The sequence below is a fragment of the Helicobacter kayseriensis genome (assembly GCF_021300655.1).
GTDB lineage: Bacteria > Campylobacterota > Campylobacteria > Campylobacterales > Helicobacteraceae > Helicobacter_G > Helicobacter_G kayseriensis.
Genome location: NZ_JAJTNB010000010.1, coordinates 26181 through 51543, shown reverse-complemented (window position 1 = coordinate 51543; position 25363 = coordinate 26181). Strand labels below are relative to the sequence as shown.

The 25363-nt window shown below is 37.1% G+C and carries 28 protein-coding genes; 12 read left to right on the top strand and 16 right to left on the bottom strand.

Annotated features, from left to right (window positions below; genetic code table 11):
- From LW137_RS06520 to LW137_RS06485, 8 genes are all read left to right on the top strand, one after another.
- Window positions 1–283, top strand: a 283-nt coding sequence (locus LW137_RS06520) for a hypothetical protein (RefSeq protein WP_233034454.1), incomplete at its 5' end; no start/stop codon positions are given.
- A complete protein-coding gene (gmk, locus tag LW137_RS06515; protein WP_233034452.1) occupies window positions 280–882 on the top strand; it encodes a guanylate kinase in 603 nt (200 codons plus the stop codon). The genes LW137_RS06520 and gmk, both read left to right, overlap by 4 nt.
- Window positions 883–933: 51 nt before the next feature.
- Complete coding sequence (locus tag LW137_RS06510) at window positions 934–1158, top strand: twin-arginine translocase TatA/TatE family subunit (RefSeq protein ID WP_233034449.1); 225 nt, start codon at window positions 934–936, stop codon at window positions 1156–1158.
- The gene (argS, locus tag LW137_RS06505) at window positions 1158–2741 is read left to right on the top strand and encodes an arginine--tRNA ligase (protein ID WP_233034447.1); all 1584 of its coding nucleotides are present in this window, start codon (window positions 1158–1160) and stop codon (window positions 2739–2741) included. Before LW137_RS06510 ends, argS begins: the two co-directional genes overlap by 1 nt.
- Window positions 2742–2750: 9 nt before the next feature.
- Window positions 2751–4388: an ABC transporter ATP-binding protein gene (locus LW137_RS06500; protein WP_233034438.1), complete on the top strand. Its 1638-nt coding sequence runs from the start codon at window positions 2751–2753 to the stop codon at window positions 4386–4388.
- Window positions 4388–5125, top strand: coding sequence for a glycosyltransferase family 25 protein (locus LW137_RS06495; protein WP_233034430.1), 738 nt, complete (start codon window positions 4388–4390; stop codon window positions 5123–5125). Before LW137_RS06500 ends, LW137_RS06495 begins: the two co-directional genes overlap by 1 nt.
- Window positions 5070–6389: an O-antigen ligase family protein gene (locus LW137_RS06490; RefSeq protein ID WP_233034428.1), complete on the top strand. Its 1320-nt coding sequence runs from the start codon at window positions 5070–5072 to the stop codon at window positions 6387–6389. Before LW137_RS06495 ends, LW137_RS06490 begins: the two co-directional genes overlap by 56 nt.
- Window positions 6379–7938 carry a glycosyltransferase family 2 protein gene (locus tag LW137_RS06485; RefSeq protein WP_233034426.1) on the top strand — a complete coding sequence of 520 codons (1560 nt, stop codon included), beginning with the start codon at window positions 6379–6381 and terminating at the stop codon, window positions 7936–7938. The genes LW137_RS06490 and LW137_RS06485 overlap by 11 nt, the downstream gene beginning before the upstream one ends.
- Here the strand turns inward: LW137_RS06485 and LW137_RS06480 are convergent.
- Genes LW137_RS06480 through LW137_RS06415 form a run of 14 tightly spaced genes read right to left on the bottom strand, consistent with a single transcriptional unit; the run spans window position 7910 to window position 18488 of the window.
- A complete protein-coding gene (locus LW137_RS06480; protein ID WP_233034424.1) occupies window positions 7910–8893 on the bottom strand; it encodes a glycosyltransferase family 2 protein in 984 nt (327 codons plus the stop codon). The genes LW137_RS06485 and LW137_RS06480 overlap by 29 nt on opposite strands.
- Window positions 8856–9059, bottom strand: coding sequence for a heavy-metal-associated domain-containing protein (locus LW137_RS06475; protein WP_233034422.1), 204 nt, complete (start codon window positions 9057–9059; stop codon window positions 8856–8858). Before LW137_RS06475 ends, LW137_RS06480 begins: the two co-directional genes overlap by 38 nt.
- A gap of 2 nt (window positions 9060–9061) precedes the next feature.
- The gene (locus LW137_RS06470) at window positions 9062–11197 is read right to left on the bottom strand and encodes a heavy metal translocating P-type ATPase (RefSeq protein ID WP_233034420.1); all 2136 of its coding nucleotides are present in this window, start codon (window positions 11195–11197) and stop codon (window positions 9062–9064) included.
- Window positions 11194–11568, bottom strand: a complete 375-nt coding sequence (locus LW137_RS06465) for a hypothetical protein (protein WP_233034412.1) — start codon at window positions 11566–11568, stop codon at window positions 11194–11196. The genes LW137_RS06470 and LW137_RS06465 overlap by 4 nt, the downstream gene beginning before the upstream one ends.
- Window positions 11558–12388, bottom strand: a complete 831-nt coding sequence (gene galU, locus LW137_RS06460) for a UTP--glucose-1-phosphate uridylyltransferase GalU (protein WP_233034403.1) — start codon at window positions 12386–12388, stop codon at window positions 11558–11560. Before galU ends, LW137_RS06465 begins: the two co-directional genes overlap by 11 nt.
- Window positions 12385–14040 carry a lytic transglycosylase domain-containing protein gene (locus LW137_RS06455; RefSeq protein WP_233034400.1) on the bottom strand — a complete coding sequence of 552 codons (1656 nt, stop codon included), beginning with the start codon at window positions 14038–14040 and terminating at the stop codon, window positions 12385–12387. Before LW137_RS06455 ends, galU begins: the two co-directional genes overlap by 4 nt.
- Window positions 14041–14043: 3 nt before the next feature.
- On the bottom strand, window positions 14044–14337 hold the full coding sequence (locus LW137_RS06450; RefSeq protein WP_233034398.1) for a YggT family protein: 294 nt from the start codon (window positions 14335–14337) through the stop codon (window positions 14044–14046).
- Window positions 14338–14373: 36 nt separating this feature from the next.
- Window positions 14374–14742, bottom strand: coding sequence for a holo-ACP synthase (gene acpS, locus LW137_RS06445; RefSeq protein ID WP_233034396.1), 369 nt, complete (start codon window positions 14740–14742; stop codon window positions 14374–14376).
- Window positions 14739–15245: a flagellar basal body-associated protein FliL gene (gene fliL / locus LW137_RS06440; protein ID WP_233034390.1), complete on the bottom strand. Its 507-nt coding sequence runs from the start codon at window positions 15243–15245 to the stop codon at window positions 14739–14741. The genes acpS and fliL overlap by 4 nt, the downstream gene beginning before the upstream one ends.
- Entirely contained in the window at window positions 15245–15820 is a 576-nt protein-coding gene (gene rsmD, locus LW137_RS06435; RefSeq protein ID WP_233034389.1) for a 16S rRNA (guanine(966)-N(2))-methyltransferase RsmD, read from the bottom strand. Before rsmD ends, fliL begins: the two co-directional genes overlap by 1 nt.
- Window positions 15820–16140: a hypothetical protein gene (locus tag LW137_RS06430; RefSeq protein ID WP_233034387.1), complete on the bottom strand. Its 321-nt coding sequence runs from the start codon at window positions 16138–16140 to the stop codon at window positions 15820–15822. The genes rsmD and LW137_RS06430 overlap by 1 nt, the downstream gene beginning before the upstream one ends.
- A 26-nt stretch (window positions 16141–16166) precedes the next feature.
- A complete protein-coding gene (locus LW137_RS06425; RefSeq protein ID WP_233050803.1) occupies window positions 16167–18002 on the bottom strand; it encodes a primosomal protein N' in 1836 nt (611 codons plus the stop codon).
- A complete protein-coding gene (locus tag LW137_RS06420) occupies window positions 17999–18274 on the bottom strand; it encodes a hypothetical protein (RefSeq protein WP_233034382.1) in 276 nt (91 codons plus the stop codon). Before LW137_RS06420 ends, LW137_RS06425 begins: the two co-directional genes overlap by 4 nt.
- On the bottom strand, window positions 18261–18488 hold the full coding sequence (locus LW137_RS06415; RefSeq protein ID WP_233034380.1) for a hypothetical protein: 228 nt from the start codon (window positions 18486–18488) through the stop codon (window positions 18261–18263). The genes LW137_RS06420 and LW137_RS06415 overlap by 14 nt, the downstream gene beginning before the upstream one ends.
- A 104-nt stretch (window positions 18489–18592) precedes the next feature.
- Here LW137_RS06415 and uvrB point away from each other — a divergent pair, with 104 nt between their 5' ends.
- From uvrB to mnmH, 4 genes are all read left to right on the top strand, one after another.
- The gene (gene uvrB / locus LW137_RS06410) at window positions 18593–20563 is read left to right on the top strand and encodes an excinuclease ABC subunit UvrB (RefSeq protein ID WP_233034379.1); all 1971 of its coding nucleotides are present in this window, start codon (window positions 18593–18595) and stop codon (window positions 20561–20563) included.
- A gap of 122 nt (window positions 20564–20685) precedes the next feature.
- Window positions 20686–21834, top strand: coding sequence for an exo-alpha-sialidase (locus LW137_RS06405; protein WP_233034375.1), 1149 nt, complete (start codon window positions 20686–20688; stop codon window positions 21832–21834).
- On the top strand, window positions 21831–22388 hold the full coding sequence (locus LW137_RS06400; protein WP_233034374.1) for a hypothetical protein: 558 nt from the start codon (window positions 21831–21833) through the stop codon (window positions 22386–22388). The genes LW137_RS06405 and LW137_RS06400 overlap by 4 nt, the downstream gene beginning before the upstream one ends.
- Window positions 22389–23354 carry a tRNA 2-selenouridine(34) synthase MnmH gene (gene mnmH / locus LW137_RS06395; protein WP_233034372.1) on the top strand — a complete coding sequence of 322 codons (966 nt, stop codon included), beginning with the start codon at window positions 22389–22391 and terminating at the stop codon, window positions 23352–23354.
- 29 nt (window positions 23355–23383) lie between these two features.
- Here the strand turns inward: mnmH and LW137_RS06390 are convergent, their stop codons facing one another.
- Both LW137_RS06390 and plsX read right to left on the bottom strand, forming a co-directional pair.
- Window positions 23384–24379, bottom strand: a complete 996-nt coding sequence (locus LW137_RS06390) for a beta-ketoacyl-ACP synthase III (protein ID WP_233034370.1) — start codon at window positions 24377–24379, stop codon at window positions 23384–23386.
- Window positions 24380–24382: 3 nt separating this feature from the next.
- Window positions 24383–25363 carry a phosphate acyltransferase PlsX gene (plsX, locus tag LW137_RS06385; protein WP_233034368.1) on the bottom strand — a complete coding sequence of 327 codons (981 nt, stop codon included), beginning with the start codon at window positions 25361–25363 and terminating at the stop codon, window positions 24383–24385.

Here is a 25363-nt window from a genome sequence, read left to right as displayed (position 1 = left end):
AGAACAAGAACAAGAACAAGAACAAGAACAAGAACAAGAACAAGAACAAGAACAAGAACATATGGAGGAAGAGTGGCCAATTCCACAAGAGGGAGGGGTATTGGATTTGCGAGAGATTGAGAAAATCAAGGGCTTGCTCCAAGAAGAAAAAGTTCAACAACCCGATGGCTTAGATTTTTTACATCAGATTTTGCGGACCAAAAACTCAGAATCACTACGAGATGTTTTAGATGGGATGCAATTAACGATCAATATTTCTTTTCCAAAAAAGGATGAAAAATGAGTATTTTGATTTTGTCTGGTCCAAGCGGAAGTGGTAAAAGCACACTTTGTTCTGCCATTATGAAAAAAATTCCTAATGTCTATTTTTCAATCTCTTCAACAACTAGAAAACCAAGAGAGGGAGAAAAAAATGGGAGAGAATACCACTTTTTGTCTCAAGAAGAGTTTCTAAAAGACATTGAAGAGGGAAATTTTTTGGAGTGGGCGCAAGTTCATTCAAACTATTATGGAACTTCGCTTAAACCCGTAGAGGAAGCTATCGATGAGGGAAAAATTGTTGTGTTTGATGTGGATGTGCAAGGGCATCATAATATCAAAAAATATTATGGGAAGCTTGCAACCTCTGTGTTTGTAACAACTCCCAGCAAAAGTGTTTTGGCAGAGCGTCTAAAGGGGAGAAGAACAGATAATGAAGAAGTGATTGAAATGCGTTTGATGCATGCTTATAATGAAATGAAGCATATTGATGAGTTTGATTTTTTGATCGTTAATGATGAGATTCAAACTGCAACAGAAGCAATCTTATCAATTGTGCAAAGTCTTCGTTATGCTCAGCGTTTGGAAGATACTCAAAAGCTATTGAATGAATGGTTGGGGTAAAATAATAAGGGTATAATAAAAACATTTTTATATTGATTAGAAGGAGTGACCATGGCACCAAGTGCAACGCAAATTTTGGTTGTTTTGTTGATTGTGATTTTGCTTTTTGGGGCAAAGAAGATTCCTGAGCTTGCTAAAGGTATGGGAAGTGGGATCAAAAATTTTAAAAAAGCAATGAAAGAAGATGAAGATGAAGAGATTGCCACAAAAAATGTAGAAAACAAGGCTCAAGACAATATCCAAGCTACAACAAAAACTGAGGAAAAACAAGCTTAATGCTTTATTTAAAGGTCAAACGAGAGCTTGATGAGCTTTTGGGTTGTGATGTTGTTTTGGAGCGTCCAAAAAATAGGGAGTTTGGACACTTTGCTACTCCTATTGCCTTTATGCTTGCAAAGATTGAGAGAAAAAATCCAAAGGTGCTGAGTGAGGAGATCGCTGAAAAATTACGAACATCTCCTTTGTTTGAAAAGGTAGAAACGCTTAATGGCTACATTAATCTCACTCTTTCGCAACCTTTGCTTCTTTGGTCGATTTCTTCTGTTTTGGATGGGGATTTTCAAAAGGAGATTCTAAAAAAAAATCACTCAATTTTGCTTGAGTATGTGAGTGCCAATCCAACGGGTCCTCTTCATATTGGGCATGCAAGAGGTGCTATTTATGGCGATACTTTGCTAAGATTGGGGAAATTTTCAGGATATGAGATTCAGAGCGAATACTATATTAATGATGCTGGATCGCAAATCTCAATGCTTGGGCTTTCTATTTTGTTAGCTGGAAGAGAGATTTTAAATATTCCCGTAGAATATCCAGAGCAATACTATCGAGGAGAGTATATTTCTGAAATTGCACATAAGGCAATTGCGCAATTTGGCTCCTCTTATTTTGAGGAAGAAAATATTCCTCATTTGGCTGAGTTTGGTAAAGATTTGATGCTTAAAGAAATCAAAGAAAATCTCGCATCTGTGGGGATTGAGTTTGATTCTTATGTGAGTGAAAAATCTTTGTATGATCGATGGGAGAAAGTTTTAGAAAAACTTAGAAAACATCATGGAATCTATGAAAAAGAGGGGAAATTATGGCTCAAATCAACACACCACAAAGATGAAAAAGATCGTGTGATTGTCCGCGAAAGCGGAGAGCCGACATATTTAGCAGGAGATATTATCTACCATGAGGATAAATTTCTGCGCCCCTTTGATCACTATATCAATATTTGGGGAGCTGATCATCATGGCTATATTGCAAGAGTAAAGTCTGCGATTGAATTTTTAGGGTTTGATTCAAACAAGCTTGAAGTCTTGCTCTCGCAAATGGTTAAGCTTCTTAAAGATGGAATGCCTTATAAAATGAGCAAAAGAGCGGGAAATTTTATTTTGATGCAAGATGTGGTGGAGGAAATTGGAAGTGATGCCTTACGATTTGTGTTTCTTTCTAAAACGCCTGATGTTGGACTTGAATTTGAGATCAATGATCTACAAAAGCAAGACAGCTCAAATCCAATTTTTTATATTAATTATGCCAATGCTCGCATTCATACATTGATTGAAAAAAGTCAAAAAAGCCTTGAAGAAATTAAAAGTGTAGAAATCTCTCATTTAGATCATTCTCTTCAAAATCTTGCTTTCCTTGCCTCGCAAGTTAGTAGCGTAGCTGTAGGTGCATTTGAAGATCGCTCTCCTCTCAAGATGTGTGATTTTCTTAAAAACTTAGCTGCAGAATTACATGCTTTTTATAATGCCAATAAGGTTTTGGGGATGCCAAATCAAAATGAGGTTTTGAAAATTTTGTTGTCTGTCTCTATGAGTTTAGAGAAAGGAATGGAGCTCTTGGGAATCAAAGCAAAGAGAAAAATGTAGGTTGATTTGATGCTAGAGTTTTTTAAAAAATTTCTCCCCTATATTAAGGGGCATTATTTCTTTTTTGGGATTGCTATTGTGGGGGGAGTTGTCGCAGCCCTTTGCACGGCTGGAGTGACCTATCTTGTTAAACCCGTCTTGGATCAGATTTTTATCAACAAAGATGCTCAAATGTTGGCCATTTTGCCTTTTCTCCTTGTTTTGCTTTATTGTGGGAAGGCAATTGGAGCATATGTTCAAACTTTTTTTATGGGTTATATTGGTGAGAATATTGTCAAGCTCATTCGCAATAAAATGCTTGAAAAAATGCTTGAGCTTGATTTGAGCTTTTTTAACAAAAATCGCAATGGTGAGCTTCTAGCTAGAATCACAAATGATATTGGACTTGTGCGCAATGCAGTTTCATCTATTACGACAGATTTTGTTAGAGAGGGAATTACTGCGATTGCTTTGGTTGGAGTGGTTTGCTATCAAAGTCCAAAATTAGCCATTATCGGCCTTTTGATTATTCCTCTAGCTATTTTGCCACTCTCAATTATTGTCAAAAAGCTCAAAAAAATCTCACGCCAAGCTCAAGAAAAAAATGCCGACATCACATCAAGATTAAGTGAAGTGTTTAACAACATTGAAGTGATCAAAACAAGCAATGGAGAAGCTTTAGAAAACCAACGATTCCAAGAAGAGAATCAAGAGTTTTTTAGAATCAATATGAAAAACTTTTTTATCAATCATCTTGATACTCCAACAATGGAGATCTTGGGTGCTTTTGCGATAGGTGGTGTGATTTTTTTGGGAGGGCATAGTGTAATTAGTGGAGAGATGAGTGCTGGAGAGTTTTTTTCTTTTACAACAGCTCTTTTTATGGCTTATACCCCCATTAAGCGTTTGATTAACTGTGTAATAGGAATGCAAACAGCAATTGTTGCAAGTGATCGGATTCATGAGATTTTGGGACAGACATCAATGATTATTGATGGAAAAGATCCATTGGAAGAAAAAATTGAGAGCATTGTGTTTAAAGATGTCAATTTTGGATATGAAGAAGAGAATATCTTACATAATATTTCTTTGGAGATTTCTAAGAATGAGATTGTGGCATTTGTAGGGAAGAGTGGAAGTGGCAAGAGCTCACTAATCTCTCTTTTGATGAGGCTTTATGAGCCAAGAAGTGGAAAGATTCTTATCAATGCAAAAGATTATACAAAGTTTAAGATTTCAGATTTAAGGGAACATTTTGCGCTAGTTAATCAGCGCATTTTTATCTTCAATGATAGCATCGCAAGCAATGTGGCTTATGGTAGAGAGATTGATCGAGAGAGGGTTGTATGGGCGCTCAAGAAGGCTTTGATTTGGGATTTTGTAGAGACTTTACCTCAAGGGATTGATACAGAGCTTGATGAGTTTGGAACAAATCTAAGCGGAGGACAGCGCCAAAGAATCGCTATTGCTAGGGCCCTGTATCGAGATCCACAGGTATTAATTTTGGATGAGGCAACAAGTGCTTTAGATTCTAAGACAGAAGAAGCATTTCGTGAGATTATTGCCTCTATTGCAAAAGATAGAATCATTATCATTATCGCACATCGTCCAAGCACGATTGAGCTTGCACATAGGGTGTATCGATTGGAAGAGGGAAGAATTCAATAATGTTTCAGGCTTTTATCATCAATCTTTCTCAAGCAGAAGAAAGAAAAACATTGATGCAAAAACAAATTCAAAAATTTCAAGACATTGATTTTATTTTTTTTGATGCCATTTCTGTTGGAAGTAGGGAATTTTTATCTTATCGTCAAAAATGGGATTGTGATTTTTTAACTAAAATTTATCGGGGGAAAACTTTGACTGATGGAGAAAAAGCCTGCTTTGCATCTCATTATGCATTGTGGCAGAAGTGCATTGAGCTTAACCGACCAATTTTGATCCTTGAAGATGATGTTTTGTTTTTTGAGGACTTTGAAATAAAAGTCAAGGATTTGTTTTTGAATCCTCGGTGGCAATTTGTGAGATTAATGCCTCTTTTTAAAAAGAGATCTGTACATATTGAAGGTGATCTCTATCAAGTTTTGGAAGGAGTGTGTGGAACACAGGGATATTTTTTGACACCTCGGGCTGCTTTAGCTTTTGTTCAAAAGGCTAAATTGTGGTTTTGTCCAGTCGATAATTTTTTAGATAAAGCATATTGGCATGGCATAAGAACTTTTTTCTTCTCGCCACCAATTATTGCAGAGAATTCTGCTTTGCAATCTTGTATTGATTCTGTTGGGAAAAGAGAATTAAGAAAGGTGCAAAAAACTTTTTTTGGCTACAAAATCACAAAAGAGTGCTTAAATGCTTTGGAATGGATATGGAGGAAGTATGATGAATGGACAAAGAGTAACAAATGATTTTTTGAGTTATTGGATTTCTGCTTTAGTTTTTATTTTGTGTTTGGGAACAGCATATCGCCATATGAGCATGGTGGTTGAGGTATTGCTTGCGCTCTCTTTATGTGTTGCTTACTTTGCTTCATCAAAAGATCAAAAGCCTCTAGAAAAAAATGAAAAACTTTTTATTCTTGCTTTGATTTTATTTTTTTTAAGTGCTGTATTGTCTTATCTTGCTGGAAGTGGATGGGAGCTTAAAAGCGCTAGAAATCCATCCATGCCTTCCTTGACTGATCTAGACACTCCTTCTAAATACCTCTTGGGAGCCTTGGTTTTTTATCTGTTTATTAAGCTTGATTTTAGGATTTATTATAAAGCATTGTGTTATGGCATTGCTTTGGGGGGTATTGCTAATGGTTGTATTGGAATCTATCAGCGCTATATTTTGGGGGTAGGGAGGGTTTATGGATGGAGTGGAATCACTGAGATGGCAGATTCTTCAGCAATATTGGGAATCCTTTCTCTGCTTTTATTGATTTTTGCAGATTCTAAAAAAGAAAAAGTCTTGTATTTTGCAGCAATGTTTTTATCTTGTCTTGCCTCAGTTTTGACAGGAACAAGAGGGGCAATGCTTGGGATGATTTTGACATTTGCTTTTGTGGGTGGATTGTTGTGTTGGAAACATAGAAAAAAAATCAAGAGTTATTTGTGGGCTATTTGTATCTGTTTTTTAGGCCTATGCTCAATTGTTGGGCTAGGTGATGGGAAAAGTGACTTTTTGAGATTGGAAATAGCTCATGATGACTTGGAGCGTTATCATCAAGGAGAAATTGACAAAAATAGCATTGGTGCTCGATTTGAAATGTGGAAAGAGGCCGCGACGATGTTTCAGATGGCTCCATTTTTGGGATTAAGTACGGCTGAAATTTTGCAGAGAATGCCTGAGATTACAGAAAAAAGTCGGAGTATGATTAAGAGAGAGCAAACCTATCAAGAGGCAATTGGAACTAAACATAACCAGATTCTAAATCAAGCAGCAAAACGAGGAGCTGTGGGTGTATTGGTATTGTTGTTTGTTTGGTTTGCTTCAGTGAAGCTTTTTTTCTCTTCTTTTAGGAGGGGAGAGCTTTTTGCATTTGCTGGAATATGTATGATATTTTATTTTATCTTCCCTAATGCTTTGATTGGCGATCCATGGGAATCTAATGTGAGTTTCCCTTTGATGACACTTTTTATTTGTATTTTTTGGAAAATGATTCACGCAGGAAGGGGAAATGCAAACTAAAATCTCCGTCACTATTTTGGCAAAAAATGCTCAAAAAACACTTAGAGCATGCCTAGAGAGTGTAAAAGAATTTGATGAGGTGATTTTGCTTGATAATAAAAGCACGGATCAAACACAAGAAATTGCCAAAGAATTCAAGAATGTCAAAATTTATGAAAGTGAGTTTATTGGTTTTGGAGCACTAAAGAATCTAGCTATAAGTTATGCGACAAATGATTGGATATTTTCTCTTGATAGCGATGAGGTCATAGAAAGAGAGTTGCTTGATGAGCTTAAAGCACTCCGATTAGAGAAGGGAAAATATTATTCTTTTTTGCGAAAAAATCATTATGGAGATATGTGGATTAGGGGGTGTGGTTGGCATCCTGATTGGGTTAAGCGTCTTTTTTGCAAACAAGAGATAGTGTTTAAAAATGATCTTGTGCATGAGGGGCTTGAGATCCCAAAAATTTGTAAAGAAGTGCGTTTAAAAAGTGGAGGCATTAAGCATTATTCTTTTGAAAATATTGATGGATTGCTTGATAAGCTTCAACGCTACTCGACTTTGTGGGCTATGCAAAATGTTAAGAAAAAATCCTCTCCCTTTGGGGCATTGTTGAGGGGATTTTGGACTTTTATAAGAAATTTTCTTTTTAAGAGAGGATTTATTTATGGATATAGGGGATTTGTGATTAGTGTATGCAATGGATTGGGAGCTTTTTTTAAATATATGAAGCTTTATGAAAACACTCTTCAAAAACCCTCGCTTTCTTTGATTGTAACAACCTATAATCAAAAAGAGAGACTTGCGCTTGTATTAGATTCTATTTGTCTTCAGCAGGTTTTGCCCTTTGAGGTTTTGATTGCTGATGATGGAAGTAGAGAGGATACTAGAGAATTGGTGCGTCAATATCAGGAAAATTTTCCTATCCCACTAAGACACATTTGGCATCAAGATTGTGGGTATCGTTTGGCAAAGTCTAGAAATGAAGCAATCAAAAGTGCCCGTGGGACATATATTGTAGTGATTGATGGGGATATGATCTTGCATCCTAGTTTTGTGAAGGATCATCAAGATAGGGCAAGAAGAGGTTGTTTTGTCCAAGGTGGGCGTATTTTGCTCTCTCAAAAAGAGACACAAATCATTTTAGAAAAACAAAAATGCAGCTTGGCTTTTGCAAAAAAAACATTCAAAACAACACGCTCTCAAATTTTAAGTTCCATGTGTTTTTGGCCTTGCTTTAAGCAAAAGGATTTGAGCATTGATCGTTTTCTGCCTGTGAAGGGGTGCAATATGGCTTTTTTCAAGGAAGATGTGGAGTCTATCAATGGTTTCAATGAGGATTTTGTTGGCTGGGGAAGAGAGGATAGTGAATTTGTAGTGCGTTTTTTGAATGTTGGGGGAGAAATGAGAAAGCTAAGATTTGCAGGGATTGCCTATCATTTGTGGCATGAGGAAAATTCAAGAGCAATGCTTGAGGAAAATCATCAAATCTATCTTCAAAGTCTTAGAGAAAAAAAGACTTGGTGTTGCAATGGAATCAAAAAAATCGACAAAGAAATTTTCTAAGATAAAACTTGATTTTCCCACGGCTCTTTGCGTGATATTCTTGAAAGGCTTTTGCTTCCTCTTTTAGAAGATGTGGGATAAGTGGATCTTGGCTTAAAAGAGAGGGGGAGAGATTGAGTGTTTGAAGCATTTCTTTTGAGCGCGAGATATATGTAAGATAGTTTGGATTTTTGAGACTTATGTCATAAAGGATATAAAAAGGGATAGGAAAGGAATCCAAAAATTTGTGATGTTGATACCACAAAATAAGATCATGAAAGTTGTTGATGCGATCAAAAGCGACAGGGTGAGTTGAAACGATAGAATTGGAGTGTTGTCGATACAAATAGGGGGAACCTCTAAACAACACAAGATGATCAACAAAGGGTAGAAGCATAAAGATAAATATTTCATCTTCCATAATGCGTTGTGGAAGAAAAAGAAGATGGATATCTTTAACTAAAGAAGTCTTGATGCAATAGCTCCAAATTGTTCCGCCAATTTTGATGTTTTTAGTATTTAAAGAAACGATGTGAATATGTTTGAGCTGATAGTGTGGGCGAAATTTAGGCGATGAGTGAAATTTGATGATTGAATTATTTTTGATTAGGGAAGCTTGTGTTTTTTGAATGAGGGTATAAAAGTCTTGCAGATAATTGGGGTGTAAGATATCATCAGAATCAGCAAAGCAAAGATACTCTCCTTTTGCATGTTTTATCCCTGTGTTTCTAGCTTCGCTCACGCCAAGATTGGATTGGGTGAAAACTTTGATGCGTTGATCTTGCAGGGATTGAAGGATAGCTAAACTCTGATCTGTAGATCCATCATCAATGGCAATGAGTTCAAAATCCCCAAAAGACTGGCTAAGAATGCTTTGAAGAGTTTCTTGAAGATATATTTCTCGATTGTAGATGGGGAAAATAATGGAAAAAAATGGCTTATCGTGCTTCAAATCCACAATCCTCAATAGCTTCAATGATGGCTTCTTTTGTTGCTGGAGGGACAAAAGAAACAGTAAGAGATTTAGAATCTAAATCAAAATGGATGTCTTGCACTCCTTGCACTTCAGAAACAAAAGTTTGGATTTTTTGGGTGCAGTGTGAGCAATGCATTGATGGAACTTGTAGAGTTATTGTAATCATTTTTATCCTTTAAATAATCTAAGTCTTTGGGCATTGAAAACAACGCTAAGGCTACTAAGTGTCATCGCAAGTGAAGCAAACATGGGAGAAAGCAAAATACCATAACCAAGCAATGCTCCACAGGCAATAGGAATCATAAGGGTATTGTAGCCAAAGGCCCAGATGAGATTTTGTTTGATATTGGCTAGAGTTGCACGACTGAGCTTGATGCAGTAGGGGATATTCTCGAGATTGTTGTTGAGAATGATTAGGTTGGCACTAGCGATTGCCTCTTGACTTCCCTCACCAATGCTGACGCTAATATCTGCTTTGGAGAGGGCAAGCATATCATTGATCCCATCACCAATCATCATCGTAATTTTGGGAGAAGCATCTTGAATGGCTTTTAGTTTATCTTGTGGTAGTGCATTGGCAATAAAGTCTATTTCAAGATGTTGTGCAATCTTTTGGACATTGTGTTTTGAATCTCCGCTTAGGAGAATAGGAGAGATTCCTTGATGTTTTAGTTGGTAAATGCAGGATTTGGCTTCATCGCGAATATGCTCTGTTAAGATGAGATAGCCTAGGATTTTATCTTGTTGATTCTCTTCTGTGCCAATAAAAACAATGATACCTTCACCTTCTTGATTGGGGGGTGGATTGAAACTTTTGGCATTTCCTATCTTGTAGCGTTTTCCATCAATTTCTCCAGAGATTCCAAATCCTTCTTGGATGATGATATTTTGAGCTTTTAGATGCTTAATCCCTTGGGCCTGCAATAGAATGCTTTGAGCGATAATATGATGGCTTTGTGCTTCTAAGGAGGCGGCAATAGAGAGCAATTCTTTAGAGCTTAGAGATGAAAGAGTATTGATAGATTGGAGTTTGAGTTCTTTGTGTGTTAGTGTGCCTGTTTTGTCAAAAAAAATAGTTTGTGTTTTGCCGATGAGTTCTAAAATGCGTGCATCTTTGAAAAAGATCCCTTTTTGACTTGCAAGATTTGAGGCGATATTGAGAGCAAGCGGAGTTGCAAGCCCTAAGGCACATGGACAAGAGATCAGTAAGACACTGCAAAAGATTTGCAAAGCAAGGCCAAGATCTTCTTTGATAAAAAGCCATATTCCTCCAGATATTAGCGCAAGGATAATGACGCATGGGACAAAGTAGAGTGAAACTTGATCGGCAAATTTTGCAATAGGGGGCTTAGAAGTCAAGGCATTTTGCACTAAGTCTAAAATTTTCCAATAAGTGCTATTTTGAGCAATTTGAGTGGCTTGCATCAAAAAGGTTGTATTAAGATTGAGAGCTCCCGAATCTAAATGCTCTCCTTGCGTCCTGTGAATGGGAAGGCTTTCTCCATTGAGGCTTGATAGGTCAAGATTGGCAGAACCTTCTATCAAGATTCCTTCTGTGGGGATGGTGGTTTGAGGAGTAATTTTGAGGATGTCCCCAATTTGAATCTTTTCTATAGGAATGATTTGTTCTTGTTGATTTTGGATTTTGATCACAGAGGTTTCTTTGAGTGAGGCAAGCGAGAGGAGTGAACTTTGAATATTTTGTTTGGCTTTTTCTTCAATTGTTTTCCCAATCAAAATAAAAAGCAAAATCACACATACGCTTTCAAAATATAGGGAATGATGATCTTGAGTGATGAGAGCGACAAGACTATAAATAAACGCACTTCCGCTTCCTAGCGCCACAAGAGTATCCATTGTTGGATGAAAAGACAAAAGAGTTTTAAATCCCCTGAGGTAAAAATCCCTTCCCATATGCATAACAACCAGAGTGCAAAAAAGCTGTAAAAAGGCATTGAGCGATGGGGTGATGGGAACAAAAGAGGGAAAAATCATGGGAAGCATTGCAAGATATAGTGTGATGGAGGTAAAAATGAGCGCAAAGATCACACGTTTTTTGGGAGTGAGAAAGCGAGAATCTAATCTTTGAATCACGCTTTGTTTTTGGGGTATATAGCCAAGCTTTGTGATAAAAGAAAAAATATCCTGCAAAGAAATGATTTCCTCATCAAACTCAATGACCGCACGATGATTGAGAAGATCAACATGGATTGATTGAATCCCTTTTTTGCGTTTGAGTGCTGATTGGATGCTTGATGAGCAAGCGCTGCAACTCATTCCTTGAATATTAAAGACCTCTTTCATTTTCGCTCTTTGATGGCAACACTAATAGTTAGGGCGATTTCGTTTTGAAGATTTGGATTGTTTTGTTTGAGTTTTTCTTGGAGCGATGTAATTTCTTTAATCTCAAGGCTTGGGGAAAGGGCAAATTCTTTGATGATTTCAAGCCAAAGTGTTTGATCACAAGATTGTGCATTTAAAAAAAGTTTTTCAAAGTCTTCTAGGGCTTGTTTTGTGTATTTTGAGCCTTTTTTGATTCTTGCAAGAATGCTTTGGGGGGTTGGAGGAGAGATTTGCTTTTTTGTTGGTGGTTTTAGGAATGTCCCCAAAATAAGAGTGGGGATATAGAGCAAAAAAGCAAGCAAATAAAAAAAGAAAATAAAATTATTTTGCATTTTTAATTCTTTGATAGAAAACATTGGTTGCTTCAATAAAACCTTCAACACTTCCACAATCATAGCGTTTGCCTTGAAACTGATAGGCAATCACTTTCCCTTGAAGGGCTAAGGTTTGCAGTGCATCAGTGATTTGTATTTCCCCTTTTTTTCCTGCAGGAGTGGTTCTAAGTATGTCAAAGATTTCAGGAATCAAGATATAGCGTCCTATGATGGCTAGATTGCTCGGGGCTTCTTCTTGGCTAGGTTTTTCAATCATAGAATGCACTTTAAAAATACCTTGTTCTATTTCTTCTCCTTGGATGATTCCATATTTATCAACTTGTGAGGGATCTACTTCTTCGATTGCAACAATTGCGCAATGGTATTTGGCATACAAATTACACATTTGGGCTAAAACCCCTCGGCCTTTTTCATTTAAGCATAAATCATCAGCCAAAATCACTCCAAAAGGCTCATCCCCAATCAGCGTCTCCCCTGTTAAAATTGCGTGCCCTAGACCCTTCATTTCATTTTGTCGTGTGTAGGAAAATGAACAGCTATGCATAATTTTCCTAATCCCTTCAAGATAGTGTTCTTTATCTGTTCCTTGAATTTCTCGCTCTAATTCATAGCTAATATCAAAATGATCTTCAATGCTTCTTTTGTTTCTGCCCGTGATGATGGCAATTTGCGTGCATCCTGATTCAAATGCTTCTTCTACTCCATATTGAATGAGGGGTTTATTGACGATGGGAAGCATTTCTTTTGGCATTGCTTTTGTTGCAGGAAGGAATCTTGTCCCATATCCAGCAGCTGGGAAGAGGCATTTTCGAATCATTTTTTCTCCTTTTTGGGTTGTGAATTGACTAAGGTTTGAGAGAGAAGTTTATCAAGATTAATCGAGTTTCCTAGAAGTTCTTGATAGATAATATAGTTTGCCAAAACAAGAGGGCCATAATTTTTGGATTCTTCATAGGGAATGAGCTCAAGGCTAAGCCATGGTTCATAGGCTCTATTTTGAATAAAGAGAGTGTTTTTTTTGAGTGTTCTGCGCCAAAAACCAGGACCACCATTGTAGGCATAGGCCACAAAAAGGGGATGTTTAAACTCATCTTCGAGCTCTTTGAGATAATATCTTCCAAACTCAAGGGCAACTTGGGGTTTGAATAAGTCGCTTAGATTCATATCTTTTTTGCCCAAGGATTTAGCAATAGGATCAAGATTGAAGGGCATAATTTGCATCATTCCCAGGGCATAGGAGGTAGAAACAAGAGCAGGGATTAGATTGCTTTCTTGGCGAGCGATGGCAAAAGTTAGGGCTTTTTGATGATCATTTTCCCAAGTAAGAGAGTCTGCATAAGGCATAAGAAAATAGTTGTTTTGGAAGCCTTTGATCCGCGTGAGCATAACTGCCATATGGGGTTGTGAATCTAAATAAGCAAGTTGTTTGTGAATGGTATTTTGAAAATCATCTCTAGAAGGAATTTTAATCAAAGAGCTTCTAAGTGTCTGCCACGCAAATGGATCTGTAATATCAAACTGGGCTTGGCCTTGATTGAGATTGGGAAGATGTGAGATGACATTGTAGTTGGGTTTTGTATTGAGTTTTTGAATCGCAAAGATATTATAAAGGCTGAGCGTATTGCTGTCTGCCAAGCGTTCCAAAAAAGAAGAATCTTGGGAAGTAAGATAGAGCCAAAAAAGTGCTTTATCTCTAATGAGTGGAGATTTGGCACTTTGAAGAGCGAGGTTAAAATATTCTTTTGCTTTTTGGGGATGTTGATATTGGAGTTGCACAACGCCAAGAAGCAAGAGAATTTTTTCATCAGCTTGTGTGATTTTTGCCTCAAGAATGGATTGCTTGAATTTGGAGAAGCGTTCAGAAAGAAGAATGTATTGAAGCATTTTGTTGAAGTTTGGATAGTTTTGATCGGCCAAAGTTTGAATGAGTTGGGGAGGGATTTTGTGATCAAAGATGGAGAGTCTTTGCTCTAAATTGAGACCATAAAAGATCTCGCTGACAACTTGCGCATTTTGGCTTTTGAGAATTAAATCAAGGGGATCTTTAGAGAGAAGTAACTGAATTTCTTGAGCTAGAATAGGGTAGTTGGGGGTTAGTTTTTGGATGAGACTTTGTGCCTCTTGAGAAGAGATGGAGGGGATATTTGAGAGTTTTAGGCCAAAAGAAATGCATTCTGCATCTTCATTTTTAAGGGTATTAAAGGGGAGTTTTTTGCATCTGACATCTTTGGGGAGTTCGTGAATATAACCTTTTTGAGCGACTAGTTTTTCAATTTTGTCATTTTTGCGATAGACAAGATTGTATGCTTCAATAGCTTCTTGGAGGGAGGTTTGGGGCATTTGTAGAAATTGCCAAATATAAAAATCACGAGCGATTCCAGATGGTTTGGATTTCAAAAAATCCAAAGTAACTTTGTCTTTGGTATGGGCACATAGGCAAATTAAAAGAAATAAAAAGATTTTTTTCATTCATTATCCTTGGAGGGTTTGCAAAATGAGACGGATCAAAAAAAGATCAAGGAACTTTAAACCTATAAGTACAATCAGTGGAGCAAAATCAATGCCATTGTAGATGGTGGGGATATATTTGCGAATCTTAAAATAAGCAGGTCGTGTTAGCCGATCAAGGGTTTGCATAATAGGATGATGATGAAATGGGGGTGCAATCAGTAAAATCAGGGAATGAATGATGATAATCCAGATGTAGGCATTAATCAAGATGCTTATAATTTGAAAAATAGCATCAAGAAGGGTTGTTAAAACCATGAGAAACCTTGCTATAGAGATAAAGAAAGATTTTACTCAATTTTGTCTAATCCAAGCTATAGCGATGGCTAAATTTTGGTCGTGAGTGATGCTGATTGCAAGTTCTTTGAGATGGAAAGCTTGCATTTTGTGAGGCAGAAGTGTTGCTTGTGGTTTTCCTTTAGAATCTTTTGAGAGCAAAATGTCTAAAAATAATAAATCTTCTCCAATTCCTGTTCCAATCGCTTTTGAAATCGCTTCTTTGGCAGCCCAAAAGCCCGCAATACGTTGATAATTTAGTTCCTGTGTATCTTTTAAGCAGAGCTGAATCTCTTGTTGAGATAGGAAGCGAGAGAGAAACTTTGACCCAAAGCGATCGCAAACCTTCTGTATGCGATCAATGCTGATGATATCAATTCCAATCACTGAATAACGAACTCTGTGAAAAAAATACTTTTGATATAGCCATCTAGCATAAATGCATTTAGCTCTTGTGTGATTTCTTCTTTGAGTTTATCTTTTCCTTTGGGAGTAGAAATCTCTTCAAAAGTTTTAGATGAGAGAGTTCTAATGATTGTGTCTTTGATCAGTGGAAGTTTGGCTGTGATTTCTTTTTGGAGTTCTGGCGAACTCATCTCAAGAGAAATAGAGGCTTTTGCATATCTTCTTCCATTTTGTCCCATGAGATTAACGACAAATGATTCAGGAATTGCAAATATTGGTCCTGGTCTTGCATAATCTGATCGTTCTTCAACCTTGGGTCGCTCTTTTTGTGCTTTTTGAGCTGGGGCTTGTTCTGTTTCTTTTTCTCCCCCCAAAAGAAGGATAACCACAACAACAATAGCAACAATCAAAACAACCAAAAAGCCAATAATTGCAATTAGTAATCCCTTATTCCCCTTTTTTTCTGTGCTTACTTCCTCTGACATCATCCTTCCTTTAATGTATAATAGCTTAATGAGCTTTTACCAAATTTTTTTTGCTTGATTATACAGAAATTCCCTAGATTTTCTGGCATTTCATAGGTGCTTAAATGCTCGAAAATCACAAGGTGAATGAGGGGTTGATGAAGCATTTTGACAAGCTGAAAACATTTTTGATAAATATCTTGCATATTTTCTCGGATACAAAAAGGAGGATCAAGATAAAGAATGCAAGGAATCTTTATCTGAGAGAAAAGCTTTGGTAGGAAGATGAAAGTATCATTTAAGAAAGCATATGCTTTGATATTTGGAAGCTTTGCAAGATTGTGCTGAAGTGTAGAAAAACTTTGAGGATTGTGTTCGATGAAATATGCCTCCCTTGCTCCACGGCTTAGTGCCTCAATTCCAACAGATCCACTCCCTCCAAATCCCTCTAAAAATGCATAGTGAGCAATATCGTTTTGGAGTGTGTTAAAAAGAGATTCTTTTAAAATCGCCTTTGTTGGTCTTGTGAGGTGCGAGTCGAGCATTTCAAGCTTGAGCCCTTTAAATTTACCTCCAATGACTTTGAGATGAGGCATTATCGATACTTTTTAAGAATCTGCAAAAAGCGATCTGCAAATTCCATTAAAAGAGATTGGATTTCATTTTTGAGTTCATCATCTTGAACTTGGGGAAACTGAAGGTTTTGGTGAAAGGCTTGAAGATTCTGAAGAAGTGTTTCTGGAACAAAGGGAAGTGTTTTGTTTTCAAAGGAAAGAAAATAAATAGGTTTTTTTGCAACGCGAAGATGATCGCTAATAATGAAATCACAATCATTGATATCGCATAAATATTCTGAAAGATAGTGGTGTAGGCTATCTTGCAAAAGCAGTGATTTGCACTCAAGGGCAATGCGCATTTTTTCTCCTTTGATAAAAGCAAATTTTACACAATATTTAATGGATCTATATCGATCTCACATTCCTTGGGTAAAGAATGAAGGGCTAGAAGGAGAGGTTTTGGGTGATTGGATCGTAATAAAATCATATAGCGGTATTTTGAATTGATTTTTTCAATTCTTGCTTTTCCTCCGCCAACAACTTGAATATGGGGGAAGTTTTTTAGAATCTCAAGTGTTTGTAGCATTTGATTTTGGGCTTTTTGGGCATTGGTGTGAGAAAAAGTGATGGTCGCAAGTCGCATAAAAGGGGGATAAAGATCTTGACGAAAATAAAGCTCATCTTCTAAAAATTTTTCATAATCTTGAAAGTCAAAAAAGCTTGGGTTGAGTGTTTGGATAAGGGTGATTCCATCATTTTTGCGTCCAACTCTTCCTTTGATCTGAAAAAAGAGCGACATTGCTTTTTCTCTTGATCTAAAATCTCCGAAGTGTAAAATTTCATCAATCCCCAAGATGATAGCCAAACCAATGTTGTGGTAATCATGGCCTTTGCTTAGCATTTGTGTCCCAACAAGAATATCGATTTTTTCTTGTGCGAAGTCTTGCAAAATTTTTTCTAGCTTAGCTTGTGTTTGAATATGATCGCGATCAAAGATGGCTAATTTAGAGTGAGGAAAGTGATCCTGCAATTCTTCTGCAACTTGGACTGTCCCAATGCGATGAGATTGAAAATGGGGAGATTGGCAATTTGGGCATACAGAAGGAATCTGCTGAGAAAATCCACAATAATGACAAAGCATCATATTTTTATTACGATGCAAACTCATTGAAATACTACAAAATGGGCATTTAACTCCTTCTCCACACGAGAGACAAAGAAGGTATTTAAAGTTTGCGCGCGTAGGAAGGAAAATAATCACTTGTTTTTTTTGAAGTAGAGTTGTGTGAATGTGTTCTAAGATTGTTGCAGAAAGCTCTGTTTTTTGTTTGAGAAAGATGAGGTGATTATGAGAGGGGAAATGTTTTTTGAGCTTAAAGATTGATTGCAGAGGGAGGGTAAGAAAATAAGAAGTAGCACTTGGTGTTGCAGATCCAAGCAAGATACGGATATTTTGTTTTTTTCCTAAGTAGATTGCCAAATCTCTTGCATTGTATCGTGGAGAGCTTTGTGCCTTGTAAGCATCATCGTGTTCTTCATCCACAATGATAATTCCTAGATGGGGAATAGGGAGAAATAGGGCGCTTCTTGCTCCCAAAATAAGACGCACTTCTTGAGATTCTATTTTGGCAAGTATTTCTTGTTTCTTTTTTTGACTCATTTTGGAATGCCAGATTCCAACACAAGATCCAAAAACACGCTCAAGGCGTTGTTGCATTTGAGGGGTAAGAGAGATTTCGGGCATCAAAAGCAAGGCAGATTGTTTGTTCTGGAGAGTTTGAATAATCAGTTGGATATAAACTTCACTTTTTCCGCTCCCTGTTTCTCCAAACAATAGAGATAGGGGATGTTTGGAGAGAAAGTTTAATGCTTGCTTTTGATGAGAAGAGAGTGTCAGTGGATTTGAAAAAGATAGGGCTTGAGGATGTGGAGCTATAGGTGAGGGAGTTGGAACAAAGAGGTTGAGGGATTTTCCCAAAGATGTGCAGTAATATTGGGCAATAAAATGCGCTAACAAAATCTGATGGGGAAGAAGAAAAAGATTGAGAGATTGTGCTTCTTTGCATGAAAAATTTGGCTTTTCGCACTCTTCCCATACCACACCTTTTTGATCGTGATTTTTGAGTTTGATATGGACAATCTCTCCTTTTTGAAGAGACATTTGTGATGAATAGACTAAAAGAGGAGAGTGACTAAGGGGAGCGATAAGATAATATTTCAAAGATTTTCAAGCTTGGAGCAGAGTTTTTCTATCTCTTGTTGGAGCTTTTGGGATTCTTCTTTGAGATTTTTATTTTGTCCTTGGAGCTGACTTGCTTTTTCTGTTTGAGAAATACAAAATGAAAGCAATTCTTCAAGACTTACATAGTCTTTTTTTGTAAAAAACCCCTTTAGTGTATCCTGAGTGATTTGGGACATAGAATTCAGTGTAAGATTAAAAACTCTTACCCCATCTTTGGATTTAATTGTTGCTTGAAGCTTATTGGTTGTCATTAAGTGCTCGCTCCATTCTGCTGAAAAGAGCTTCGAGTTTTTGCTCTCCACTAGACTGATTTGCCAACATTTCAGAGATTTCTTGCTCTTTTTGCAAAATAGAAAGTTCAAGTTCTTGGTTTTTGTCTTTTAGAAGCTTGATTTCTTCTCTTTGAGAATCAATCTTCTGACAAAGTTCATCAATTTTTTCGATTAATTTTCCTAATGCTGACATTCTTTGAATCCTTATGAGTAATGGCCTACTTTAGGAATGGATTTTACCACATACAAAAATTATCTTGTAGAATTTTGAAACTTTAAATTTTGAAGGCGTTGGTAATGAAAAAAACTTTTGAATTAGTCTCTCAATATTCTCCATCTGGAGATCAACCGCAAGCTATTGAAAAGCTTTGCTCATCTATTTTGCAGGGCAATCGTTATCAGACGCTAGTTGGGGTTACAGGGAGCGGAAAAACTTATACGATGGCCAATGTTATTGCTAGATTAAATATGCCAACACTTATTATGACGCATAATAAAACCCTTGCAGCACAGCTTTATAGTGAGTTTAAGGGTTTTTTTCCGCACAATCATGTGGAATATTTTATTTCTCACTTTGATTATTATCAGCCTGAAGCGTATATTCCAAGACGAGATTTATTTATCGAAAAGGATAGCTCAATCAATGAAGACTTGGAGCGTTTGAGACTTTCTGCAACAACCTCTCTCCTTGCATATGATGATGTGATTGTTGTTGCTTCGGTTTCTGCAAATTATGGGCTTGGTAATCCTAGTGAGTATTTGGAAATGATTGAAAAGCTAGAAGTTGGTAGGAGTTATGGGCAAAAACAGCTTTTGCATAAGTTGATTGAGATGGGCTATAGTCGCAATGATTCTGTATTTGAGAGGGCAAACTTTAGAGTTAATGGCGAGGTGATTGATATTTTCCCTGCATACAATGAGAGTGAGTATATAAGGATTGAATTTTTTGGAGATGAGATTGAACAAATCTGTGTGATGGAGGCACTAAGCAATGTTTTGGTTAAAAAGCTCCCCTCTTATGTTTTATATGCAGCCAATCAGTTTATCGTGGGTGCCAATCGGCTTTCTTTGGCAATTAAAAATATTGAAGAAGAACTAGATGGGCGCTTGAGAGAATTTGAGACGCAGGGGAAGATGATCGAGCACTCGCGTTTAAAAAGTCGTACAGAATTTGATTTAGAGATGATTGCTCAAAGTGGAATCTGTAAGGGGATTGAAAACTATGCACGTCATTTGACAGGAAAACAAGAAGGAGAGACACCTTATTCTCTGCTTGATTATTTTGAGCAAAAGCAAAAACCTTATTTGGTGATTGTGGATGAATCACATGTTAGTCTTCCTCAGTTTGGAGGAATGTATGCAGGAGATCGAAGTCGAAAGGAGGTTTTGGTGGAATATGGATTCCGTCTTCCTAGTGCCTTGGATAATCGTCCGCTTAAATTTGATGAATTTATTATTAAGCCACCTCATTTTTTGTTTGTTTCAGCAACCCCTGCTCACAAGGAGCTTGAATTGAGTGGAGAGTGTGTCGCAGAACAAATCATTCGTCCAACAGGATTGCTTGATCCTCTTTATGAAATTAGAGAGAGTCAAAATCAGGTTCTTGACTTTTTAGAAGAAATGAAAGCAGTGATTGCAAGGGGAGAAAGGGTGCTTATTACGGTTTTAACCAAAAAAATGGCAGAAGAGTTGAGCAAATACTATATAGATTGCGGCATTAGAGTGGCATATATGCATAGCGAAATTGATGCAATCGAAAGAAATCACTTGATACGCTCTTTGCGTCTAGGTGAATTTGATGTTTTAATTGGAATCAATCTCTTAAGGGAGGGGCTTGATTTGCCAGAAGTGAGCTTGGTAGCTATTATGGATGCAGACAAAGAAGGATTTTTAAGAAGTGAGACAAGTCTTATCCAGACAATGGGGCGTGCAGCAAGAAATCTCAATGGAAAAGTCATTCTCTATGCGCAAAAGATGACAGAATCGATCAAAAAGGCATGTCAAGTAACAGATTATCGACGTCAAAAACAGATGGAGTTTAATCTTGCTAATGGAATCACGCCAAGGAGCGTTAAGCGAGAGGTGGAGGAAGAGCTCAAACTTGAAAGTAGTGCCAATGTTTATGCCAAGAAATCCAAGATTCCAAAGGCTGAAAGAGAATCGATGATCAAAGAACTAAAGGCTAAAATGCTTGAGGCAAGCAAAAAACTAGAATTTGAAGAGGCTGCAAGGTTGAGAGATGAGATTGCAAGAATTCGCAATTTGTGAGAAAGTTAAGAAAGATAAAAAGAATATATTTTTCTTAGCTTTAGCTAAAAACACGATCAATAAACTAAGCTTTTTTGATTACAATCTTTGAATATAAAATAATTGGGTTTTTAAGGTTTGCTATGAGTCGACTTATCTTTTATGTGATTGCGTGTGCGCTGACTTTTTTTATTTTTATTTCTCACAAGAGTTACAATCCTCCATTTTTTGTCCAAGACCTAGATGTGCGCCCATCAGAAGTTCCTGTTTTTATCAAAAATAATCTTCCCATTATCAAACAAGCTCCCTCTGTGCATTCTGCCAGTATTGCTCGCTTGTCTAGTGGAAAATTGATTGCTCTGTGGTTTGCTGGTAGCGGGGAGGGTAGGCCAGATGTTGAAATTTATGGAAGCATTTATAATATTTCAAGCAATATTTGGGAGGAGCCCAAAAGCTATCTTGATCGCAAGCGTCTCATAAAAGATTCCCATCAATTTATTAAGAAATTAGGCAATCCTGTTATCTATCAATCTGCCAATGGAGATCTGCATTTGTTTGTGGTGGGAGTTAGTTTTGGAGGATGGGCTACAAGCAAAATTTATCACTATATCTCTAAAGATGAGGCGAAATCTTTTGCATATCAAGGAGTTTTGAGATTGGGGCCATTGATGAATATTAGTCATTTGGTTCGATCAAGTCCAGTTGGTTTGGAAGATGGGGGATTTTATCTTCCTATCTATCATGAACTTGCTGATAAATATCCACTCATAGTAAGGTTTGATCAAAATGGAAAAATGCTTTATTCGCAAAAAATAACCGCTCACAATGGTCAACTTCAACCCTCAATTGTAGCCTTAGATTCTAAGAGATGCTTAGCTGTATTGAGAAATTATAGAGAGAAAGAGATGTATATGCAAAACTGTGAAGATGGGGGAATGAAGTGGGATAAACCTATAACAAGCAATGTGTTAAATGAATCAAATTCTATTGCTCTTTTTAAATTGGGTCAGAAGATTTTTTTGCTCCATAATACGCGTGAAAAATCAGAGCACGAATCGCGTGGCACGCTTGTCTTATCTTATCTAGATGAGGGGCGTTGGGAAAAGGTGACAATTTTGGATGTCGCTCAAGGAAAGAGAGAGGGGATAAAAAGTGTTGAAGTGTCTTATCCTAATGTGTTTGTAAGTGGTGATATGGTTGATATTGTTTATACCAATAATCGCACCGCTATATCACACATACGGCTCAATCAAAAATGGATTTTTGAGCAAATGAAGGAAGGAAAGAAATGAATTTTTGGTCTTTTGTTTATACTCTTGCAATCTGCAGTTCTTGCATTTTCTTCTTGCGTTTTTATAGTTTGCAAAGCAAAATCTTGTTTTTTATATTTGGTGCTGTAGTGATTAATCTTCCTATGGTTTATGGCTTGAGTTTAGTGGATTGGGTAGATAGTTGTTTGGGGCAACCAAGTTTGTTTTTGTTTTTTTTGAGTTTAAGTGCATGTTTTTTGATTTTTTACGCTCCTCGTGAGGAAATACTGCCTGTGCGCTCTAAAGTTTTTATTGTTGTTTTTGGATTTGTTGTTTTTGCAGGAAATTTAAATCTTTTGTGGGGATTTGATTTGTTTGCATTAAATTTTGATGTGCAAATTGCTGTGGTTTTGGGGATTTTATTGTTTGCCTTATCGATAGATTTATTTTTAGGAATCTTGTATTTATTGTGTTTGGTTGTATTTGCATTTGGTCTGAAAGAAAATGTTTTTCTTTATTTGATTGATGTGAGTGTTTGGCTGTATGCATTGATTTGGTTGATTGCAGAAGGATTTTTACAAAAGAGGAAGCATTGATTGCGAGAGATTAAAATTTTAGATGTGCGTAGCCCAAGAGAATATAGGCAGGCTCATATCCCCCAAGCATTGAATTTTCCTGTATTGAGTGATCAAGAATATGAGGAAATTGGGACAATTTATCGTTATAACTCGTTTGAGGCAAAGATGCGCGGGAGTGCTTATATCTGTAAAAATATTGCAGCCTTTTTGGAGCAAACTAGTGTATTTCATCCAAGTCATAAATTAATTTTATATTGTGCAAGGGGGGGTCAAAGAAGCAAGAGCTTGTGGAGTATTTTACGTGAAATTGGCTTTGATTGTGAGCGATTAGAGGGAGGATATAAGCGATATCGCCAAGAGGTTTTGAAAAATCTGTCTATTTTTCCAAGTCAGACATTTTTTACTTTATATGGTATGACAGGAAGCGGAAAAAGCGATTTGATCAAGATGGCCCACGCATGGAGTATTGATCTTGAAAGGATGAGTGGACATTATGGATCAAGCTTTGGTCACCAGGCAAATAATTTTACAGGGCAACCTAGTCGTGCGATGTTTGAGAATTTGCTTGAATATGAGTTGCGATCCAAAATGGGCATTGTTCTTGTTGAGGGAGAGTCTAAAAAGATTGGGGATATTGTTATACCTAATTCAGTGTTTGATGCTATCCATTGTGGTAAAAAAATCTTGATACAAACTTGCATTGAAGAGAGGGTAAAACGCATTGTTAAAATGTATGCTCATATTTCTTATGAGAATTTTATAGGGTGCATGCAAAAAATTAAGCCCTATCTTCAAAGACAATTTTATAATGATGTGCTTTCTTCGTGGGATCATGGAGATAAAGAGCGGATCGCTTTTATTTTGCTTGAAAAATATTATGATCGTGTCTATCGAAAAAATCAATGTGATATTGTGATCAATGCTGAAAATCTTGATTTGGCGTATCAAGAACTTTGTTTGCTGAAAGAAGAGATGAGTATATAAAATAGAGATTTCAAAAAGAGAAGCTGATCTTATAAACCCCCAAATCTTAAAAGTGCAGATCCCCATGTCAATCCTCCACCAAATGCATCTAGCAGAAGTAAATCCCCTTTTTGAAGTTTCTGTGCTTCATAAACAGAGTTGATCGCCATAGGAATTGAAGCTGCTGAAGTGTTGCCAAATTGATCAACTGTAACAACAATCTGATCTTGATGAAAATCAAGCATTTCTCCAACAGCTGAAATAATTCGTAGATTGGCTTGATGGGGAATAAAAAATTTAATATCTTCAGGCTGCATAGAGTTTGCTTTGAGAATGTAATCCACATCATTGGCAAGAGTTTTAACAGCAAGTTTGAAGGTTTCATTGCCTTTCATTTGGATAAATTGAAGATTAGAATCGATAACATGTTGATTTGCAGGATTTCGACTCCCACAACCTGGAGTAACAAGAAAATCACTATATTGTCCATTTGCGCTAATATGAACATCTACAATAGCCTCATTTTGGTCGGAAGTGGCGCTAATCACTGATGCGCCAGCACCATCTCCAAAAAGAACGCAGGTGCTACGATCATTGAAATCTAGCAATGAACTGATTTTTTCTGCACCAATAATCAGTATATTTTCATACATTCCTGCTTGGATATATGCTTTTGCTAAAGAAAGAAGATAAATAAATCCCGTGCAAGCTGTCGTGATGTCAAATGCAGGCTTATTGTGAATGCCTAAATTGTGCGAAGCGATACAAGCAGTTGAGGGCATCCCAAGAAAGTCAGGACTCAAAGTCGCAACAATTACCAAATCAATATCACTTGGTCGAAGTCCTGCTCTTTGGATAGCTAGTTCTCCGGCATAGGTGGCCAAATCACTTGTGGCTTGAGTTTTGTCAGCAAAGTAGCGTGTTTTGATTCCTGTGCGTTTGGTAATCCACTCATTGCTTGTATCGACTATTTTTTCTAAATCAAAGTTTGTGATGCATTGCTTAGGAATATAGGAAGCAATGGAGCGCATTGAAGCATAAATCATAAACTAATCCTTTTTGAGCGCTTGTTGGATTTTTGTACAAATATCTCCATTGATGGCGTGAATTGCCTGATAGATTGCGCACTCTATTGCTCGCGCATTGCTACTACCATGACTAATGATTACGGGCTTATTGACACCTAATAAGGGGGCTCCACCATATTCAGAATGATCAATTCTACTCTTAAGTGTTTGGAAAGATTTTCTCATTAGAAGAGCGCCTATTTTTGTCCAAAGAGTTTTTTGGATTTCCTGTTTGAGAATCTTAGTGATTGTTTGTGCCACTCCCTCGCTTGCTTTAAGAACGAGGTTTCCACTAAAGCCATCGCATACAACTACATCTACACTGCCATCAAAAATATTTTTTCCCTCAACATTGCCAATAAAGAAAGGGTACTTCTTTAGAAGCGCGAAAGTTTCTTTTGTCAGGTCATTTCCCTTTGTTTCTTCTTCCCCATTTGAAAGAAGTCCAATTTTGGGATGGGCAACATTCATTACATTTTTGCAATACTCATATCCCATCAATGCAAAATCCAATAAATATTCAGGTTTGCAATCTGTATTGGCTCCAGCATCCAAGATTAGGCTATATGTATTTTTGCTTGTAGGCATTGTTGTGCAGATAGCTGGGCGAGAAACTCCTGATATCCGACCAAGTCTAAGTGTTGCAAGACTCATTGTAGCTCCACTGTGTCCAGCTGAAACAATAGCATCAGCATTGTCTTGACGCAAAATTTCTATTCCCATAAAGATTGAGCTATCTTGTCTTTTTATTGCACTTGAGGCTTGTTCTTCCATTCTGATGTAATCTTTGGAATGAATGATTTGGATTCTGGATTTGAATTTGGAGGGGATGAGAGGGGTAATCTGATCCTGATCTCCAACAACTAAAGCAAAAAAATCTTGTTTTTGAAGAGCTTGAAGTGTCCCTTGAATGATGGGATTTACTCCATAATCACCCCCCATAGCATCAATAACGATTTTCAT

What these genes read in the sequence shown, in the direction of transcription:
- LW137_RS06450 (WP_233034398.1), bottom strand. Translation starts at nt 14,337, where the DNA reads ATGGTTTTAACAACCCTTCTTGATGCTATTTTTCAAATTATAAGCATC.
- galU (WP_233034403.1), bottom strand. Translation starts at nt 12,388, where the DNA reads ATGATTCGAAAATGCCTCTTCCCAGCTGCTGGATATGGGACAAGATTC.
- LW137_RS06500 (WP_233034438.1), top strand. Translation starts at nt 2,751, where the DNA reads ATGCTAGAGTTTTTTAAAAAATTTCTCCCCTATATTAAGGGGCATTAT.
- plsX (WP_233034368.1), bottom strand. Translation starts at nt 25,363, where the DNA reads ATGAAAATCGTTATTGATGCTATGGGGGGTGATTATGGAGTAAATCCC.
- LW137_RS06390 (WP_233034370.1), bottom strand. Translation starts at nt 24,379, where the DNA reads ATGATTTATGCTTCAATGCGCTCCATTGCTTCCTATATTCCTAAGCAA.
- argS (WP_233034447.1), top strand. Translation starts at nt 1,158, where the DNA reads ATGCTTTATTTAAAGGTCAAACGAGAGCTTGATGAGCTTTTGGGTTGT.
- LW137_RS06490 (WP_233034428.1), top strand. Translation starts at nt 5,070, where the DNA reads ATGCTTTGGAATGGATATGGAGGAAGTATGATGAATGGACAAAGAGTA.
- gmk (WP_233034452.1), top strand. Translation starts at nt 280, where the DNA reads ATGAGTATTTTGATTTTGTCTGGTCCAAGCGGAAGTGGTAAAAGCACA.
- LW137_RS06455 (WP_233034400.1), bottom strand. Translation starts at nt 14,040, where the DNA reads ATGAAAAAAATCTTTTTATTTCTTTTAATTTGCCTATGTGCCCATACC.
- LW137_RS06420 (WP_233034382.1), bottom strand. Translation starts at nt 18,274, where the DNA reads ATGACAACCAATAAGCTTCAAGCAACAATTAAATCCAAAGATGGGGTA.
- LW137_RS06405 (WP_233034375.1), top strand. Translation starts at nt 20,686, where the DNA reads ATGAGTCGACTTATCTTTTATGTGATTGCGTGTGCGCTGACTTTTTTT.
- LW137_RS06415 (WP_233034380.1), bottom strand. Translation starts at nt 18,488, where the DNA reads ATGTCAGCATTAGGAAAATTAATCGAAAAAATTGATGAACTTTGTCAG.
- fliL (WP_233034390.1), bottom strand. Translation starts at nt 15,245, where the DNA reads ATGTCAGAGGAAGTAAGCACAGAAAAAAAGGGGAATAAGGGATTACTA.
- rsmD (WP_233034389.1), bottom strand. Translation starts at nt 15,820, where the DNA reads ATGCCTCATCTCAAAGTCATTGGAGGTAAATTTAAAGGGCTCAAGCTT.
- LW137_RS06465 (WP_233034412.1), bottom strand. Translation starts at nt 11,568, where the DNA reads ATGCAAAATAATTTTATTTTCTTTTTTTATTTGCTTGCTTTTTTGCTC.
- LW137_RS06430 (WP_233034387.1), bottom strand. Translation starts at nt 16,140, where the DNA reads ATGCGCATTGCCCTTGAGTGCAAATCACTGCTTTTGCAAGATAGCCTA.
- LW137_RS06485 (WP_233034426.1), top strand. Translation starts at nt 6,379, where the DNA reads ATGCAAACTAAAATCTCCGTCACTATTTTGGCAAAAAATGCTCAAAAA.
- LW137_RS06400 (WP_233034374.1), top strand. Translation starts at nt 21,831, where the DNA reads ATGAATTTTTGGTCTTTTGTTTATACTCTTGCAATCTGCAGTTCTTGC.
- LW137_RS06510 (WP_233034449.1), top strand. Translation starts at nt 934, where the DNA reads ATGGCACCAAGTGCAACGCAAATTTTGGTTGTTTTGTTGATTGTGATT.
- LW137_RS06495 (WP_233034430.1), top strand. Translation starts at nt 4,388, where the DNA reads ATGTTTCAGGCTTTTATCATCAATCTTTCTCAAGCAGAAGAAAGAAAA.
- LW137_RS06470 (WP_233034420.1), bottom strand. Translation starts at nt 11,197, where the DNA reads ATGAAAGAGGTCTTTAATATTCAAGGAATGAGTTGCAGCGCTTGCTCA.
- LW137_RS06475 (WP_233034422.1), bottom strand. Translation starts at nt 9,059, where the DNA reads ATGATTACAATAACTCTACAAGTTCCATCAATGCATTGCTCACACTGC.
- uvrB (WP_233034379.1), top strand. Translation starts at nt 18,593, where the DNA reads ATGAAAAAAACTTTTGAATTAGTCTCTCAATATTCTCCATCTGGAGAT.